Annotated in this window: 14 protein-coding genes and 1 pseudogene; 12 read left to right on the top strand and 3 right to left on the bottom strand. The window is 43.2% G+C overall.

The window, feature by feature from the left end; genetic code table 11:
• The first annotated feature begins 1 nt into the window (after position 1).
• From F0475_RS04985 to crcB, 6 genes and pseudogenes are all read left to right on the top strand, one after another.
• Positions 2 to 826 (top strand): hypothetical protein, encoded by an 825-nt coding sequence (locus tag F0475_RS04985; RefSeq protein ID WP_155715748.1) that lies wholly within the window; start codon positions 2 to 4, stop codon positions 824 to 826.
• 53 nt (positions 827 to 879) lie between these two features.
• Positions 880 to 1818: pseudogene (locus F0475_RS11975) on the top strand (CDP-alcohol phosphatidyltransferase family protein); the annotation flags it as partial.
• On the top strand, positions 1819 to 2556 hold the full coding sequence (locus tag F0475_RS11970; protein WP_317163193.1) for an HAD family hydrolase: 738 nt from the start codon (positions 1819 to 1821) through the stop codon (positions 2554 to 2556). It begins immediately after the preceding pseudogene.
• 91 nt (positions 2557 to 2647) lie between these two features.
• Positions 2648 to 3955, top strand: a complete 1308-nt coding sequence (locus F0475_RS04975; protein WP_155715746.1) for an inositol-3-phosphate synthase — start codon at positions 2648 to 2650, stop codon at positions 3953 to 3955.
• Between the two features lie 122 nt (positions 3956 to 4077).
• On the top strand, positions 4078 to 6774 hold the full coding sequence (locus F0475_RS04970) for a DUF5686 and carboxypeptidase-like regulatory domain-containing protein (RefSeq protein WP_155715869.1): 2697 nt from the start codon (positions 4078 to 4080) through the stop codon (positions 6772 to 6774).
• Between the two features lie 230 nt (positions 6775 to 7004).
• Positions 7005 to 7382 carry a fluoride efflux transporter CrcB gene (gene crcB / locus F0475_RS04965; RefSeq protein WP_155715745.1) on the top strand — a complete coding sequence of 126 codons (378 nt, stop codon included), beginning with the start codon at positions 7005 to 7007 and terminating at the stop codon, positions 7380 to 7382.
• A 179-nt stretch (positions 7383 to 7561) separates the two neighbouring features.
• On the opposite strand, the gene F0475_RS04960 is transcribed toward crcB, so the two are convergent.
• Both F0475_RS04960 and nspC read right to left on the bottom strand, forming a co-directional pair.
• Complete coding sequence (locus tag F0475_RS04960; RefSeq protein WP_155715744.1) at positions 7562 to 8257, bottom strand: DnaJ domain-containing protein; 696 nt, start codon at positions 8255 to 8257, stop codon at positions 7562 to 7564.
• A gap of 60 nt (positions 8258 to 8317) precedes the next feature.
• Complete coding sequence (gene nspC / locus F0475_RS04955; RefSeq protein ID WP_155715743.1) at positions 8318 to 9484, bottom strand: carboxynorspermidine decarboxylase; 1167 nt, start codon at positions 9482 to 9484, stop codon at positions 8318 to 8320.
• Between the two features lie 73 nt (positions 9485 to 9557).
• Here nspC and F0475_RS04950 point away from each other — a divergent pair, with 73 nt between their 5' ends.
• The 6 genes from F0475_RS04950 (at position 9558) to F0475_RS04925 (ending at position 14290) form a co-directional block, all read left to right on the top strand.
• On the top strand, positions 9558 to 10166 hold the full coding sequence (locus F0475_RS04950) for a thiamine phosphate synthase (protein ID WP_199879791.1): 609 nt from the start codon (positions 9558 to 9560) through the stop codon (positions 10164 to 10166).
• Positions 10167 to 10223: 57 nt separating this feature from the next.
• Complete coding sequence (locus F0475_RS04945) at positions 10224 to 11162, top strand: ribose-phosphate pyrophosphokinase (RefSeq protein WP_009435968.1); 939 nt, start codon at positions 10224 to 10226, stop codon at positions 11160 to 11162.
• Between the two features lie 405 nt (positions 11163 to 11567).
• Positions 11568 to 11711, top strand: coding sequence for a hypothetical protein (locus F0475_RS04940; protein WP_155715741.1), 144 nt, complete (start codon positions 11568 to 11570; stop codon positions 11709 to 11711).
• A 381-nt stretch (positions 11712 to 12092) separates the two neighbouring features.
• Complete coding sequence (locus tag F0475_RS04935) at positions 12093 to 12686, top strand: TetR/AcrR family transcriptional regulator (protein WP_155715740.1); 594 nt, start codon at positions 12093 to 12095, stop codon at positions 12684 to 12686.
• A 26-nt stretch (positions 12687 to 12712) separates the two neighbouring features.
• Positions 12713 to 13459 carry a 3-oxoacyl-[acyl-carrier-protein] reductase gene (fabG, locus tag F0475_RS04930; protein WP_155715739.1) on the top strand — a complete coding sequence of 249 codons (747 nt, stop codon included), beginning with the start codon at positions 12713 to 12715 and terminating at the stop codon, positions 13457 to 13459.
• Between the two features lie 159 nt (positions 13460 to 13618).
• On the top strand, positions 13619 to 14290 hold the full coding sequence (locus F0475_RS04925) for an RluA family pseudouridine synthase (protein ID WP_009435993.1): 672 nt from the start codon (positions 13619 to 13621) through the stop codon (positions 14288 to 14290).
• Between the two features lie 33 nt (positions 14291 to 14323).
• Here F0475_RS04925 and F0475_RS04920 read toward each other — a convergent pair whose 3' ends face one another.
• Positions 14324 to 15031, bottom strand: coding sequence for an SDR family NAD(P)-dependent oxidoreductase (locus F0475_RS04920; protein WP_155715738.1), 708 nt, complete (start codon positions 15029 to 15031; stop codon positions 14324 to 14326).
• Positions 15032 to 15145: the final 114 nt, after the last annotated feature.

Genomic DNA, 15145 nt, shown 5'->3' with positions numbered 1-15145 from the left:
CATGTTACTCATACAACGGGCAAGGCGTTATTCGCCCCATTCTGAAGAGAAAGATTGGGCTATCTTGACAGAAGTCGGTAGACTATTGGGTGCGGAAGAGGTGGTGAGTGAAGATTCGTTTGATACTTCCCTACATTCAATCCAATTACTGAATACGAGTCTATCAAAGGGCAATCTTTCAATCGATAAACCCCTCATTCTCTCCATGGGGCGTGCTCCGCAGACCTTAGATTATCTATCCACATTGGAGGAAAAAGGCGTTTGTGTGCTCAATCCCACAGCTGGTGTGCGAGCCTGCCAACGTCGTAATATAGAACGAGTAATGCGTGAGAATCATCTTCCGTTGCCACCATCAGAAGGCGAAAAAGGCTATTGGCTGAAGCGTGGCGATCAAAGTGCAGAGACCCAAGAGGACGTTTGCTATTGTGCGAATCGGGCTGAACTGAATCTTGCCAAAGAGCGTTTCCAGCGGCGAGGAATCGTCGATTTCATAGTACAAGCGCATGTGGAAGGCGATTTAATCAAGTTTTATGGTGTCGAAGGAACGAATTTCTTTCGTTGTTTCTATCCTTGTGACGATGGTGAAACGAAGTTTGGTGCAGAGCTGCAGAATGGTATTTCTCATCATTTCAGCTACTCCAAAGAGCAGTTGCAACACGATGCAGAACAGTTGTCGAGGCTTTTGCAAACCCCCATCTATGGTGGCGATGCTATCATCCGAGCCGATGGAACTTATGTCATCATCGACTTCAATGATTGGCCGAGTTACTCCCGTTGTCGTCAAGAGGCAGCTCAAGCGATTGTTGAAAGAGTGCGTCAGTTGTGAAAGGCATACTCTTTTGACAATTAACAAACGATAATGAAAGTCTTGAAAGATACATGATAATAAGAGAGAAAATAGATAAATTCCGAACATTACTACGTGCTTCTATGAAGTCGGAAGACACCGAAGAGTGGCTAGATGTGCATTTCACACGTCCCATCGGACTTGCTTTTGCCTTGTTCTGGCACCGCTTTGGCGTCACTCCTAACAGCATTACAATCCTCTCCATATTCCTTGGTGTGGCGGCAGGAGTGATGTTCTCTTTCACAGACACATTATATAATGTAGTGGGCGTAGTGCTTTTGATGCTTGCAAACTTTTGTGATTCCACCGACGGACAACTAGCTCGTCTCACCAACCAGCGGTCTATGAAGGGGCGTTGTTTGGATGGTTTTGCTGGTGATACATGGTTTTTTACAATCTATCTAGCCCTTGTCTTGCGCCTTTGGAACGAACCTATACCCCTTACAACAGTGCCTTGGGGCATTGGAGGATTGGTCTTGGCAGCCGTTGCAGGTCTATTGTCTCACTCGCCACAAAGCTCCTTGAGCGACTATTATCGTCAGATACATCTTTATTTCCTGATGGGTAAGAAAGGGTCAGAATTAGGCTCTTATGCGCAGGAACATGCGATTGTTGAATCGCTGAAAGGCAAGCCGAATGTTTTTTGGGAGCGTGCCTTCCACGCTAATTATCAGTATTATTGCAGGAGTCAGGAGCGTCGCACACCTGCTTTTCAGCGTTTCCACAAAGCGTTGATGGCGCAGTATGGCAGTATAGAGCTGGTTCCGCAAGAACTGAAAGAGCGTTTTTTGAAAGGGAGTCGACCGCTCATGCCCTTCACAAACTTGCTTACTTTTAACAGTAGAGCCATCCTCCTTTACATCACCTGCTTACTGAATTGCCCTTGGATCTACCTCCTTTTTGAAGTCACGATATACAACCTCATGTACATATATATGCACAAGAAACACGAGAAATTGTGTGCGTCTTTGATGCAGTACATCGGTGAGGAGAGACAGATAAAGCCGTTGGTTATCCTCTTCGACTTCGGTGGAACGCTCGATACACAAGGCTGTCACTGGGGTAAAATGCTTTGGCATGGATATGAAGCGATGGGTGTTTCTGTGACAGAAGAGCAGTTTCGGGAAGCCTATGTGTATGCTGAACGTAAGTTAGGGAGCGAACCTTTGATTTCTGTCAGCGACACTTTCCGTAGGATGTTATCGGTGAAACTCAGCTTAGAGTTCGATTACCTCTTAGAGAAAGGATGGCTGACTATTGATGAGAAAAGTGCGAGGAAGATGCAAACCAGGCTCGAAGACCACTTATATAATAAGGTGGAAACGACAATCGGAAGCAGTAAGAACGTTCTTGAACAGCTTCGGAAGCGATACAGATTGGGCTTAGTAACCAACTTCTATGGCAATATGTCTGTTGTACTCAATGAGTTCCATCTGTCTAATCTCTTTGAAGTTGTGACCGAGAGTGCCGTTGTAGGCGTTCGTAAACCATCTTCAGAGATATTCAGAAAAGCCGTTGCCGCTATGCAGGTAGAGCCTCGCAAGGTGTTAGTAGTTGGTGATAGCTATACGAAGGACATCCTGCCTGCCCACGAGATAGGCTGTCGAACCTGTTGGCTCAAGGGTGAGGGATGGGACAAACAAGAGCCAGAAGCACCCGTTGCCGACCTTATCATTCATGAATTAAAGTCGCTTTTAGCGTACAAATGAGTGTAATTAAGTGCGTAAACAAGCTGAATAAGAGAGAGAAAAAAGCAATAAAAATAAAATAAGAACGTTTAGTTTATAATATATAAAACGTATGAAACAAATGGATGTAAAGCCTGCAGAAGGTAGACTCGGTGTGTTGGTCGTTGGATGTGGAGCTGTTGCAACAACATTCATGACGGGTGTGTTGATGGCACGTAAGGGACTAGCAAAGCCCATTGGGTCGATGACACAATATGACAAGATACGTGTTGGGCATGGAGCCGATAAGCAGTATCTACACTATAAGGACATCATTCCGATGGCAGACTTGCGTGATCTTGTCTTCGGAACATGGGATGTCTATCCTCAAAACGCATATCAAGCTGCTGTCTATGCAGAGGTCTTGAAGGCGAAAGACATTGAGCCTGTTCGGGATGAGCTGATGGCTATTAAGCCTATGAAAGCAGCCTTCGACAAGAATTACGCCAAGCGTCTTGATGGCGACAATGTTAAGGATTGCAAGACGAGATGGGACATGGTTGAGGCGTTAAGAGCTGATATCCGCGACTTTAAAGAGCGTGAGCAATGCGATAGAGTAGTGGTTATCTGGGCTGCATCTACTGAGATATATGTACCTTACGATGCGGCTTATCATAAGACACTCGACCAACTGCAAGCTGCGATGAAGGCTGACGACAGAGAGCACATAGCTCCTTCCATGTGTTATGCTTACGCTGCTTTGGAGGAGAGATGCCCGTTTATCATGGGTGCTCCTAACACTACTGTGGACATTCCCGCGATGTGGGAATTAGCAGAGAAGACGCACATGCCAATTGCAGGAAAGGACTTCAAAACAGGGCAAACACTGGTTAAATCAGGCTTTGCACCTATCATTAAGACCCGTAATTTGGGCTTGGCAGGATGGTTCTCAACCAATATCCTCGGTAATAGGGATGGGCTTGTTCTGGACGAGCCAGCCAATTTCCACACCAAAGAAGTTAGTAAGCTGTCCACCTTGGAGACCATTTGTAAACCAGAGGAGCAGCCCGATTTATATGGAAACATCTATCACAAGGTGCGTATCAACTACTATCCTCCACGCAACGATGACAAAGAAGGATGGGATAACATTGATATCTTTGGATGGATGGGATACCCAATGCAGATCAAGATAAACTTCCTTTGCCGTGATTCTATCCTTGCCGCACCCTTGTTACTAGACCTTGTTTTATTGTCAGATGTGGCTGCTAGGGCTGGAAGATATGGTATTCAACGCTTCTTGAGCTTCTTCCTAAAGAGCCCAATGCACGACTTCACGCAAGGTGAAGAGCCTGTCAATAACCTCTTCGAACAATACACAATACTCAAGAATGCTATTCGTGAGATGGGTGGATACGCTGCCGACGAAGAAATCGACTAGTGTTTCTGTATCCGATATAGTCGTTCGGAAGGGCTTAAAAGTGATTTAAAAAGATGGTATTAGATAGAGTAAGAAAACATCAAAAGTCAGTGTTCTCTGTGCTTCGAGACCGACTGAATATAATGCTGTTGATGTGCCTTTTCATTGTAGTGGGCACGTCAATAGCTCATGCGCAACAACCTCTTCCTTCAGTCTTAAAGGTAGACTCCCTACCAGTTAAGGCTGATTCATTGTTATTAGGCACTGATTCTATGGCACTTGCTACCGACTCGCTTATTCAGATGATGGACTCTCTTGCAAAGGAGGTAAGCAAGCCTGCCCCTATAGTCGATAGTACTTTGCTGCAATGTTATGTGGTTGACTCACAGACAGGAGACAGTATTCCTTATGCCAATGCCATCTATCGAACACTCAAGGTAGGGGCTTCGAGCGATGCAGACGGGCATTTCACCATAGAGAAGAAAGCTGGTGAACAACTCACCGTGACGGCAGTTGGCTATAAACCTCGTCGAATCAAAGTGACGGATGACACGCCTAATACGTTACATATAACGCTTATTGCCGATTCAAAGCAACTGCAAGGTGTGGTGGTAAAAGCCAAACGCAGGCATCGTTATTCACGCAAGGATAACCCTGCAGTAGAGCTTATGAAACGAGTAATAGCAGCCAAGAAGGAGTCGTTACTATCGAACCACAGCTACTATCAATATGATAAGTATCAGAAGGTAACGATGGCTATTAACAACCTAACTCCCGATGACATCGAGGGCAAGATGTTCAAGAAAGCACCTTGGTTACTCGATCAGGTGGAGGTGTGCCCATATAACAACAAGCTCATACTTCCTATCTCCGTCGATGAAACACTCACGCAACACATCTATCGTAAAGACCCTCGAGACGAGAAGGATATAGTGTTAGGTCAGACGACAAAGGGTATCTCTAAACTCATTCAAACAGGTGAGGCGTTGAACACAATAGTAAAGGATCTCTTCAAAGACATCAACCTCTATGATGATCAAATCGACCTTCTGCAAAAGAGATTCCCCTCTCCAATAGGCTCAACTGCCATCTCCTTCTATCATTTCTATATAGATGATACGGTCTATGTAAACCAAGATCAATGTATCAGACTGCAGTTTATGCCAGCTAACCAACAGGACTTTGGCTTCCGTGGGGAGCTCTATGTGCTGAACGATAGTACGTTGCATGTGAAGAAATGTGATATGCAGTTGCCTGCAAACACAGGTGTTAACTTTGTCGATGCGATGAAGTTTGAACAGGAGTTTACTAAGTTGGACAATGGCGAATGGGCGTTGACAACGGATAACATGGTGGCTGAGTTGAAACTTACTGACCTTCTTCAGCGTGCCATTGTGATACGAACAACGGGTATGAATAACTATGCTTTCACTCCTATTGACGACAAACTCTTTAAGGGGAAGGCAAAGGTTACGTATGATGCAAACGCTAAAATGCGTGATAATGACTTCTGGGCAGCACACAGAACGACCCAACTAACCAAGAGCGAAGCCAGTATGGACTCGTTCGTGAAGCGCATGTCTAAGACCAAGCACTTCAAGTGGCTGCTGTTTACAACGAAGGCTCTTGTGGAGAACTTCATCGAAACTGGCAATGAAGATAAGCCTAGTAAGGTTGATCTCGGACCGGTTAACACCTTCATTTCAAAGAACTTTGTCGATGGTATCCGATTGCGTGCTTCTGCTCGAACAACGGCTAAGTTTAATCCTCATTGGTTCTTCGAAGGCTATTACGCATATGGTACGAAGTCGCATCAAAACTACTATGATGCGAAGGTGACATACTCTTTCAACAAGCCAGAATATCAACCGATAGAGTTCCCGATACGCACCATCTCCATCGAATCAAATAGAGATGTTGAATCGCCATCAGATAAGTATTTGAAGCATAACAAGGATAACATCTTCATGACCTTCCGCCCTGTAAAGGTGGAGAAACTCTATTTCTACAATCGTCAGAGGATAAAGTTTGAGTGGGAAACAAACTATGGTTTGGCAACAAGCATTGGTCTTAGCACAGAGAGCAATCGCCCTACTGGTAAGTTGATATACGAGAAGATGGATGGCTCGTTGGTTGATCGTATTCGTTTGACGGAGCTTTCTTTGAGCTTAGACTATCGTCCTGGGCAGAGCTATGTGAACTCAAAACAGAGACGAATGGAGGTGAATCTCGATGCTCCAGAGTTCAAGTTGAAGCACACAATGGGCTTAAAAAACTTCTTAGGAGGTCACTTTAATACGAATCTCACCGAACTCGCAATCTATAAACGATTCTGGTTAGGGAGCTGGGGACACGTTGATACACGTGTAGAAGGAGGTGCACAATGGAATAAAGTACCATTCCCCTTCCTCATCACACCACCTGTCAACACCTCATACTTTGAACACCTAGGTACGTTCAACCTCATGCAACCACTTGAGTTCCTTAATGATAGGTATGCTAAATTCAACCTTGCTTGGGACTTGGAAGGCAAAGTTTTCAATCGAGTTCCATTGTTGAAGAAGTTGAAGTGGCGTGAGTATGTAGCCTTCAAGGGCATGTGGGGGCACCTAACAGATAAGAACAATCCCTTCTTACCACAGAACTCTAACGATACAGACTTATATAAGTTTCCTGATGGAACAGGCGTTATGACGAATGATCCTTATCTAGAGTTTGTGGTCGGAGTACACAATATCTTCAAGTGTCTGGAGGTCGATTATGTGCGCAGACTGACCTATACTCATGCGCCAGGAATCTCAAAGAATGGTATAAGATTTGGTTTTAATCTTGTGTTCTAGAGCCTCCCCAAGTCCCTCCGAAGGAGGGGATGTGCTTTAGGGGGGTGTTAGGATGTGAGTAGGAAACGCCTTCTTCATATTAAAGGAGGCGTTTCTTCATAATGAAGAGACGCTCTCTTTGTATGAACGGAAGCGTCCCTTAACTAACTACTATTAGATACTCCTCCCCCTTGGGGGAGGTTGAGTGGGGTTTTACTTATGGTTTTAGCGATTAGATATAAGTATCGATTATGTGGAAAGATATTATTTTAGTAGGTATTGGAAGTTTCGTTGGTGGTAGTCTTCGAATGGTTATCTCGAAGTATGTTCAGCTTGCTATCGCCGGTTCCTTCCCCTTAGGAACACTCGTTGTGAACGTTTTGGGATGTTTTCTAATTGGTATATTCTCCTCATTACCGGGTGAGAATGGAGGTATTAGTACGTCCACTCGCCTTTTACTAACTACTGGTTTCTGTGGTGGATTCACGACTTTCTCCACCTTTATGAATGAGAATGTCGGCTTAATGAAAGGTGGTGATGGATTCGTCGTATCCGTTCTTTACATCCTAGCCTCCCTCGCTTTGGGCTTTATTGCAGTGCTGGCTGGTAGGGTAGTGGTGGTGCATTAAGGAGTACCAAAGGCTCTTCTTCAAGACAAGAGACGCCCTTTTGCATTGCAAAAGGGCGTCTCTTTGTACCTTACTAAGGCTCTTCTTCAATCGAACTTGTATCTACTTGATAATCAGAAGGGCTACAAGAAGAATTTAAAAGTAGGTCGGAAGAGCCATAAAGCGGCTCTTCCTTTGGGTTAACCTTCGCGTCTCATCTGTTCGATAAGCTCCTTTTGATGATCCGTTAGATGGTCAGGAAGTTTCACGTTATAGGTGATGATGAGGTCACCAAAGGTACCATCCCCCCTATCGTAACCCTTTCCACGTAGACGAACCTTCGTTCCGCCTTGTGTTAAAGGCTTTACTTTCAGTTTTACCTTGTTGCCTCCAGAGAGTTGGATAACCACTTCGCCACCCAATAGGGCAGTGTAGAGATCAATGCCAACAGTGGCTTCCATCTGTCCAGGATTAGGCTGTCCGTAAGCTCTTCCAGTACTTCCTGCCGATGAGCGACGCCTTCCTGCACCTCCAAATAGGTCTTGGAAGAAGCTGCTGAAGCCGCCTCCGCCATTGCCAAAGCTGCTGAAATCGAATCCTCCAAACGAGTTTGCATCCCCTTGACTACCATTAAAACCACCGAAGCCACCCGCTTGCTCGTAGGCATCAGCATTCCTCCATTGCTCGCCATACTTGTCATATTTAGCGCGTTTATCAGGGTCTCCAATGACTTCAAACGCCTCGCTCAAAGCTTGGAACTTAGCTTTTGCCTTCGGATCGTTAGGATGTAAGTCTGGATGAAACTGCTTTGCACGTTTCCTATAGGCTGCCCGCACATCCTTCTGAGGGATGTTTCGATCCACACCTAGAATCTTATAATAATCTATAAATGCCATATCTTTGCCTCCTTATAATAGTTAATTTCATACTTAAAGATAGTAGCAAAGAGCGTGCCATCAGTCCATTCGATCCCGATAATCTTCATAGGTAAACTCTCGCAAGACCTCTAGTTCGTTGTCAGGATGGAGTAGGGCGATAGCCGGATGACTGATTCCATTGAACATATTAGTCTTCACTGTCGTGTAATGAAGCATATCTTCAAAGATGATATTCTCGCCTATCTGCAACGGATGGTCAAACCTCCATGACCCCATCCAGTCGCCACTCAAGCAGCTGTTAGCACCTAGTCGGTACGTATTTTCGCCCTCGGCAGATCCGTCCTCATCAACTAATTCCGCATTGCGAACGGCAGGATGGTAAGGCATCTCTAGACAGTCAGGCATGTGACAGGTGAAACTTACGTTCAAGATAGCCGTTTTTATGCCATGATCCTCCACCACATCGAGCACTTGAGCGACTAGTGATCCCGTTTGCCAAGCGAAGGCACTACCAGGTTCGAGTATCACCTTCAACCAAGGATAGCGTTTCTTAAACTCTTTCAAGGCGTGAATAAGACGTGAAACATCGTAGTCTTTGCGGGTCATTAGGTGTCCGCCGCCAAAGTTAATCCACTTTAGTTGTGGGAACCAGTTGGCGAACTTCGCCTCAATATGCTCCAATGTGCGTTCGAAAACATCGCTGCCACTCTCGCAATGGCAATGAATATGGAAGCCATCAACGCCCTCTGGCAGTGTAGCAGGGAGTTTTGAAGATGCGATACCGAACCTAGTTCCAGGTGCGCAAGGGTTATATATGAGTGTTTCTACCTCTGAATACTCTGGATTCACACGTAGTCCACAACTCAAGCGAGCGTTTGCTAGCTTTGCCCTAACGTGGTATCGCTCAAATTGAGACAATGAGTTGAATACGAGATGAGACGAGCATCGTGCAATATCATCAATCTCATAATCCGTATAACCAGGTGAGAACGTGTGCGTGGGAGCACCAAACTCTTCAAAGCCTAGGCGTGCCTCATACAGAGAGGACGCCGTTGTGGCATGGATATACTCACGGAAAATGGGGAAGGTACGCCATAAAGCGTATGCTTTAAAGGCTAGAATAATCTCAACATCAGCCTCCTTAGCAACACTGGCGATCAATTGGAGGTTCTTTCGTAAACGCTCTTCTTCCAATATGTACATCGGTCGGGAGAGTTCGTTGTAAGTCTTTGGATTTACTTTCATGGTGCAAATATAAGGAAAAATTTGCGGTTTTCAGAAATAATATCTACCTTTGCAATACAAATAAAGTATGAGCATGAAGCTGGTTATTATGACTAAGTCCACCTTCTTTGCAGAGGAGGATAAGATAATAAGTATGCTCTTCGAGGAAGGACTTGACTGCCTACACATCTCGAAGGTTGACCCGTCTCCACTTTATTTAGAGCGCCTTTTGGCTCTTATCCCATCTCATTATCATAGCAAAATAGTTGTACATCAGCACTTTCAGATGAAGAGTGAGTATGGTCTAGGTGGTATCCACTTGGATAACCCCAACCTTGCTGCACCTCACGGATATAGAGGGCACATCAGTCGGAGCTGTGACGATGTGATGAAACTAAAGGCAATTAAGAAACAATCAGACTATGTCTTTCTGAAAAACATCCATCAGCCTCGTGAGAATACGGCTGCTACTGAACATATCTTGTCGGATATTGAATTGGAAGAAGCACGTAAACAAGGGCTCTTAGGAAAGCATGTTTATGCAATGGGAGGCATTACGATAGATGATTTCCCACGTTTGCACGACCTCGACTTTGGTGGAGTTGTGGTTCGAAACGACCTTTGGGATCAGTTTTGTATCCATAGTGAGCAGAACTTCAACCCTATTATTAAATACTTCCGTAAGCTTCGCACGATTTGTTAGGGGCTTTCGGTAGATAACAGTTGATTTATACCTTATAAATATAAACAATATAAAGAAATGAGTGAAAACAACTCTTTTTTGGTCTTCTCAGGTACTAAGACAAGATATCTTGCTGAGAAAATCTGTGCTAGTTTAGGCTGTCCTCTTGGCAACTTAGTGATGACTCGCTTTTCTGATGGTGAGTTTGTTGTTTCTTATGAGCAGAGTATTCGTGGCAAGGATGTCTATCTTGTACAGAGCACCTTCCCTAATTCTGATAACCTCATGGAGCTTCTCTTGATGATTGATGCAGCCAAGCGTGCTTCTGCACGACAGATTATTGCTGTTATGCCTTACTTTGGTTGGGCTCGTCAAGACCGTAAGGATAAACCTCGTGTCAGCATTGGTGCAAAGTTAATAGCTGACTTGTTGAGTGTAGCAGGTATCGATCGTTTGATGACCATGGACCTTCATGCAGATCAGATTCAAGGTTTCTTCAATGTTCCTGTTGACCACCTCTATGCTAGCGGTGTTCTTCTTCCTTATGTGCAGAGCCTTCACTTGAAGGATTTAGTTATAGCTAGTCCTGATGTTGGTGGCTCTAAACGTGCCAACACATACGCTAAGTATCTTGGTTGTCCACTCGTTCTTTGCAATAAGACACGTGCTCGTGCAAATGTTGTAGATACAATGCAGATCATTGGTGATGTAAAGGATAAGAACGTAATCATCGTTGATGATATGGTTGATACAGCTGGTACCATTACGAAAGCAGCAGACATTATGAAGGAGGCAGGGGCAAAGAGTGTTCGTGCAATTGCTTCTCATTGCGTCATGAGTGGTCCTGCAACAGAGCGTGTAGAGGCTTCTGCGTTGGAAGAGATGGTCTTCACAGATTCTATTCCATACACTGCTCGCTGTTCAAAGGTTAAGCAGATCTCTGTTGCTGATATGTTTGCTGAGACGATTAAGCGTGTTTTGAATAATGAAAGTATCTCAAGTCAATACCTTATCTAATTGATTAATTAAATAGGTAAAAACTTGTGATTAAACATATAAAAAGGGGTAGAACGAAGAGTTCTACCCCTTTTTTAGACTTTTAGAGTCGTTTCCTTTGATATAAGTCAATAAATGATGTGTGATGCAAAAAATAGTCTGCTAAAGTTTTGATGTGTGCGAAAACAGTCTTACCTTTGCATTGTCAAAAGACAAATAGATTGTTTAGGTTAGTAGTAATAGATTTAGGTTTTTAGTTATTTAGTTTAAGGTAGAACAAAAGAGATTGTTCAGGTTTCAATAAAATAGGTTTAGTTTAGGTAATAAATAAGATTGATTAAGGGATAACAATGACGCAAGATGATTGGGTATACGCCGTGAGGCGGTAACCCAAAAGTCAAGCTCAATCGTTCACAGAGATGTGAATTGACAAAGGGTACAGCACTTGATGCTGTACCCTTTGTCATTTCTATAGTCTTAATTAATTGTTATCAGATAGAGAGAGGTAAGCTCAAACTCTTCGTGATGATGATGAATATTGGTGGAGTTAATGCTCCGCACCACTGCTAATACATTCTCTGACTGAGGTTGAAAGGCAAGAGGCTATACAAACGATATCTAGAGGTGGATCGGAGGGAGAATAGTTTTGCAGTCATTGCTATCATTATTTGGTAGGTTCTAAGTTGTTTTTAATTAGCGAGTTAATCAAATTGTTCAAAATGACAGCAACTTGTTCTTTAAATGAACTATGGTTTAAGAGACTTTTTAGTAAGCCAAAGTAGTGTTTGTTAAGGTAATAAGTAAAAACTTTCCTTATGCGTTTTTTCTATCGAGTTAATCGTCTAATCATGAAGTTTTATAGCTCTAAATTTGCTAATGTGGGATATAATATATACTTTTGCACATAAGATTTGCAACGTGCAAATCAGTGATTAGAGGAATAACGAACGAATGTCAATATCAAAAACTAGGCAGAAGCTTGTTGATGTAGCACGCCAACTCTTTGCAAAGAATGGCATTGCTAATACAACGATGAACGACATTGCGAAATCATCTGGTAAAGGAAGACGGACGCTCTACACCTATTTTAAGAGTAAAGATGATGTATATTATGCAGTGATAGAGTCAGAGTTGGAACGTCTATCGGATAAGTTAGATGAGGTGGCAGCAAAGCGTATTAAACCTCAAGATAAGATTATCGAACTGATTTACACCCACCTAAGTATGATAAAGGAAACGGTTATGCGTAATGGAAACTTGCGTGCAGAGTTCTTTAGAAATATATGGATGGTTGAGAAAGTACGCAAGAACTTTGATGAAGACGAGATTGAACTCTTTCGCAAGGTATACGCTGAAGCGAAAGAAGATGGCGAGTTTGATATTGACAATGTAGAGCTAGTTGCAGACATCACACATTATTGTATTAAAGGGTTAGAGGTACCATTTATCTATGGTCGATTAGGTCATGGATTAACTGAAGAGTCATCTCGTCCGTTAGTAGCAAAGGTGGTTTATGGTGCACTGGGTAAGGGTATTATAAAGTAATAACTAACAATATAAACTAAAACAATATGAAATTATTGGAAGGTAAGACAGCCCTCATCACAGGAGCTGCACGTGGTATTGGTAAAGCTATAGCATTGAAATTTGCAGAGGAAGGCGCTAACATCGCATTCACTGACCTTGTTATTGATGAAAATGGTAAGGCTACTGAAGCAGAGATAGCTGCTAAGGGCGTTAAAGCTAAGGGTTACGCTAGTAACGCAGCAGACTTTGCACAAACTGCAGAGGTCGTTGCTAAGGTTAAAGAAGAGTTTGGTTCTATTGATATCCTAGTTAACAATGCAGGTATAACAAAGGATGGTCTTATGCTCCGAATGACCGAACAGCAGTGGGATGCTGTTATAGCTGTTAACTTGAAGAGTGCCTTCAACTTCATCCATGCGTGCGTACCTGTCATGATGCGTCAGCGTGGTGGTAGCATTATCAACATGGCTAGTGTTGTTGGTGTACATGGTAACGCAGGTCAGTCTAACTATGCTGCTTCAAAGGCAGGACTTATTGCTTTAGCAAAGAGTGTGGCTCAGGAAATGGGTCCAAAGGGTATCCGTGCTAATGCAATTGCACCTGGTTTCATTGATACAGCGATGACTCAAGCCCTTTCACCAGAGATTCGCAAGGAGTGGACAGATAAGATTCCTCTTCGTCGTGGTGGTACAGTTGAGGATATTGCAAACACTGCAGTTTATCTTGGTTCAGACCTTTCTAGCTATGTATCTGGTCAGGTTATCCAGGTAGATGGTGGTATGAATATGTAATTAAAAGCCTCCCTATTCCCCAACAAGGGGAAGGGAGGCATTCTTGCTAAGGCTTCAAACTTGCGTTAGCAATACTCTTGAAAATCATAAATCACTAAAAGGAAATATACACCGAACCACAAGCTCTCTTTTAAATGAGGCTTGGAAAAACTATATACTATGCAAGTACTTTATGAAGATAACCATGTCATAATTGTCTATAAAGAGGCTGGTGAGATTGTGCAAGGCGATAAGTCGGGCGATATACCATTGTCAGAGATTGTCAAACAATGGTTAAAAGAAAAATATCAAAAGCCTGGTAATGTCTTTCTAGGGGTTGTTCACAGACTTGACAGACCTGTTTCTGGTTTAGTTATCTTTGCTAAGACATCCAAAGCACTTACTCGATTGAATAACATGTTCCGCAATGGTGAGGTGCATAAGACCTATTGGGCAATCGTTACTCGACCTCCTTTTGAATCTGAAGCGACGTTAACTGATTGGCTTGTGCGTAATGAGAAGCAGAATAAGAGTTACGCTTATAATCATCAAGTACCTACTTCCAAGAAGTCAATCTTACATTATAAGGTTATCAATCAGACAGACCATTACACGCTTTTAGAGGTTAATTTGATGACAGGAAGGCATCATCAAATACGTTGCCAGTTGTCTAATATGGATTGTCCTATTAAGGGTGACTTAAAGTATGGGGCTCCTCGTTCTAATCCAGATGGCGGTATCTGTTTGTTAAGCCATCGTGTGGAATTTATCCACCCAGTATCTAAGGAACTCATAAAAGTAGAGTCTCCTCTACCTAATGATAACCTTTGGCAAGCGATTGGAAGGTTCTAGTATTGTTTAACCCTCCAATCACCTTATTTATTATTAGCGTCCTTCATCAACAATAGGGTAGAGTTCGATGAACTCACCTTGATGTCTCTTACCATCGTTAATGACTGCTGCTATCTTCTCACTAACAACATCCACAGAGTGAGAACCAGGTCCTGTATAATGGTTATTCAGGTCAGTTGTGGTTGCACCAGGGTGTATGTCGAAGATATCAATAGGTAGATTGTTCTTATCAAACTCCATTGCTATGATACTAGTCATCGCATTTTGTGCCGCTTTACTAGCCACATAAGCCATCGGATGCCAGTAGGGACTCACCTCAGAAGGCACAGTTATATTGACAATTCGCCCCTTATTCACTTCCAACAAAGGGATAAGTGCCTTCGTCAAAGCAAATGTTCCAACATAATTTACCTGTATTGTTTCCAGTACGTCACGCATCTCTGACTTGTAACTAGGCACCTCCATGTCACCAGGTATCCCCGCATTGTTTACAAGCAAAGCCAAATCAGGATACTTCTCCTTAATCTCTTTTGCAGTAACCAGCAGTGAGTCGTTATTGCAAAGGTCAACGTGTTGCCAACCAATAACGTCTACTCCCTCCTGTCTTAATGCTTTGATAGCAGCTTCGGCGCGCTCTTTATTTCTTGCACCGACAATCACTTGCCATCCACTCAAGCCCAAATATTTGCAAATGCCATAGCCTATACCCTTATTTGCACCTGTTACTAATACTTTTGCCATATCCTTGTTTTGATTAATCAGTAAGTTATTTCTTATCCACAAAGGTACGGTTTTTTACCAAATGAGCAATCTCTATCTTTGTAATATACATCTTTTTCCCTACCTTTGTCATAT

The organism is Prevotella vespertina, from assembly GCF_009728485.1.
GTDB classification, from domain to species: Bacteria; Bacteroidota; Bacteroidia; order Bacteroidales; family Bacteroidaceae; genus Prevotella; species Prevotella vespertina.
This window is presented reverse-complemented; position numbering and strand designations above follow the sequence as displayed.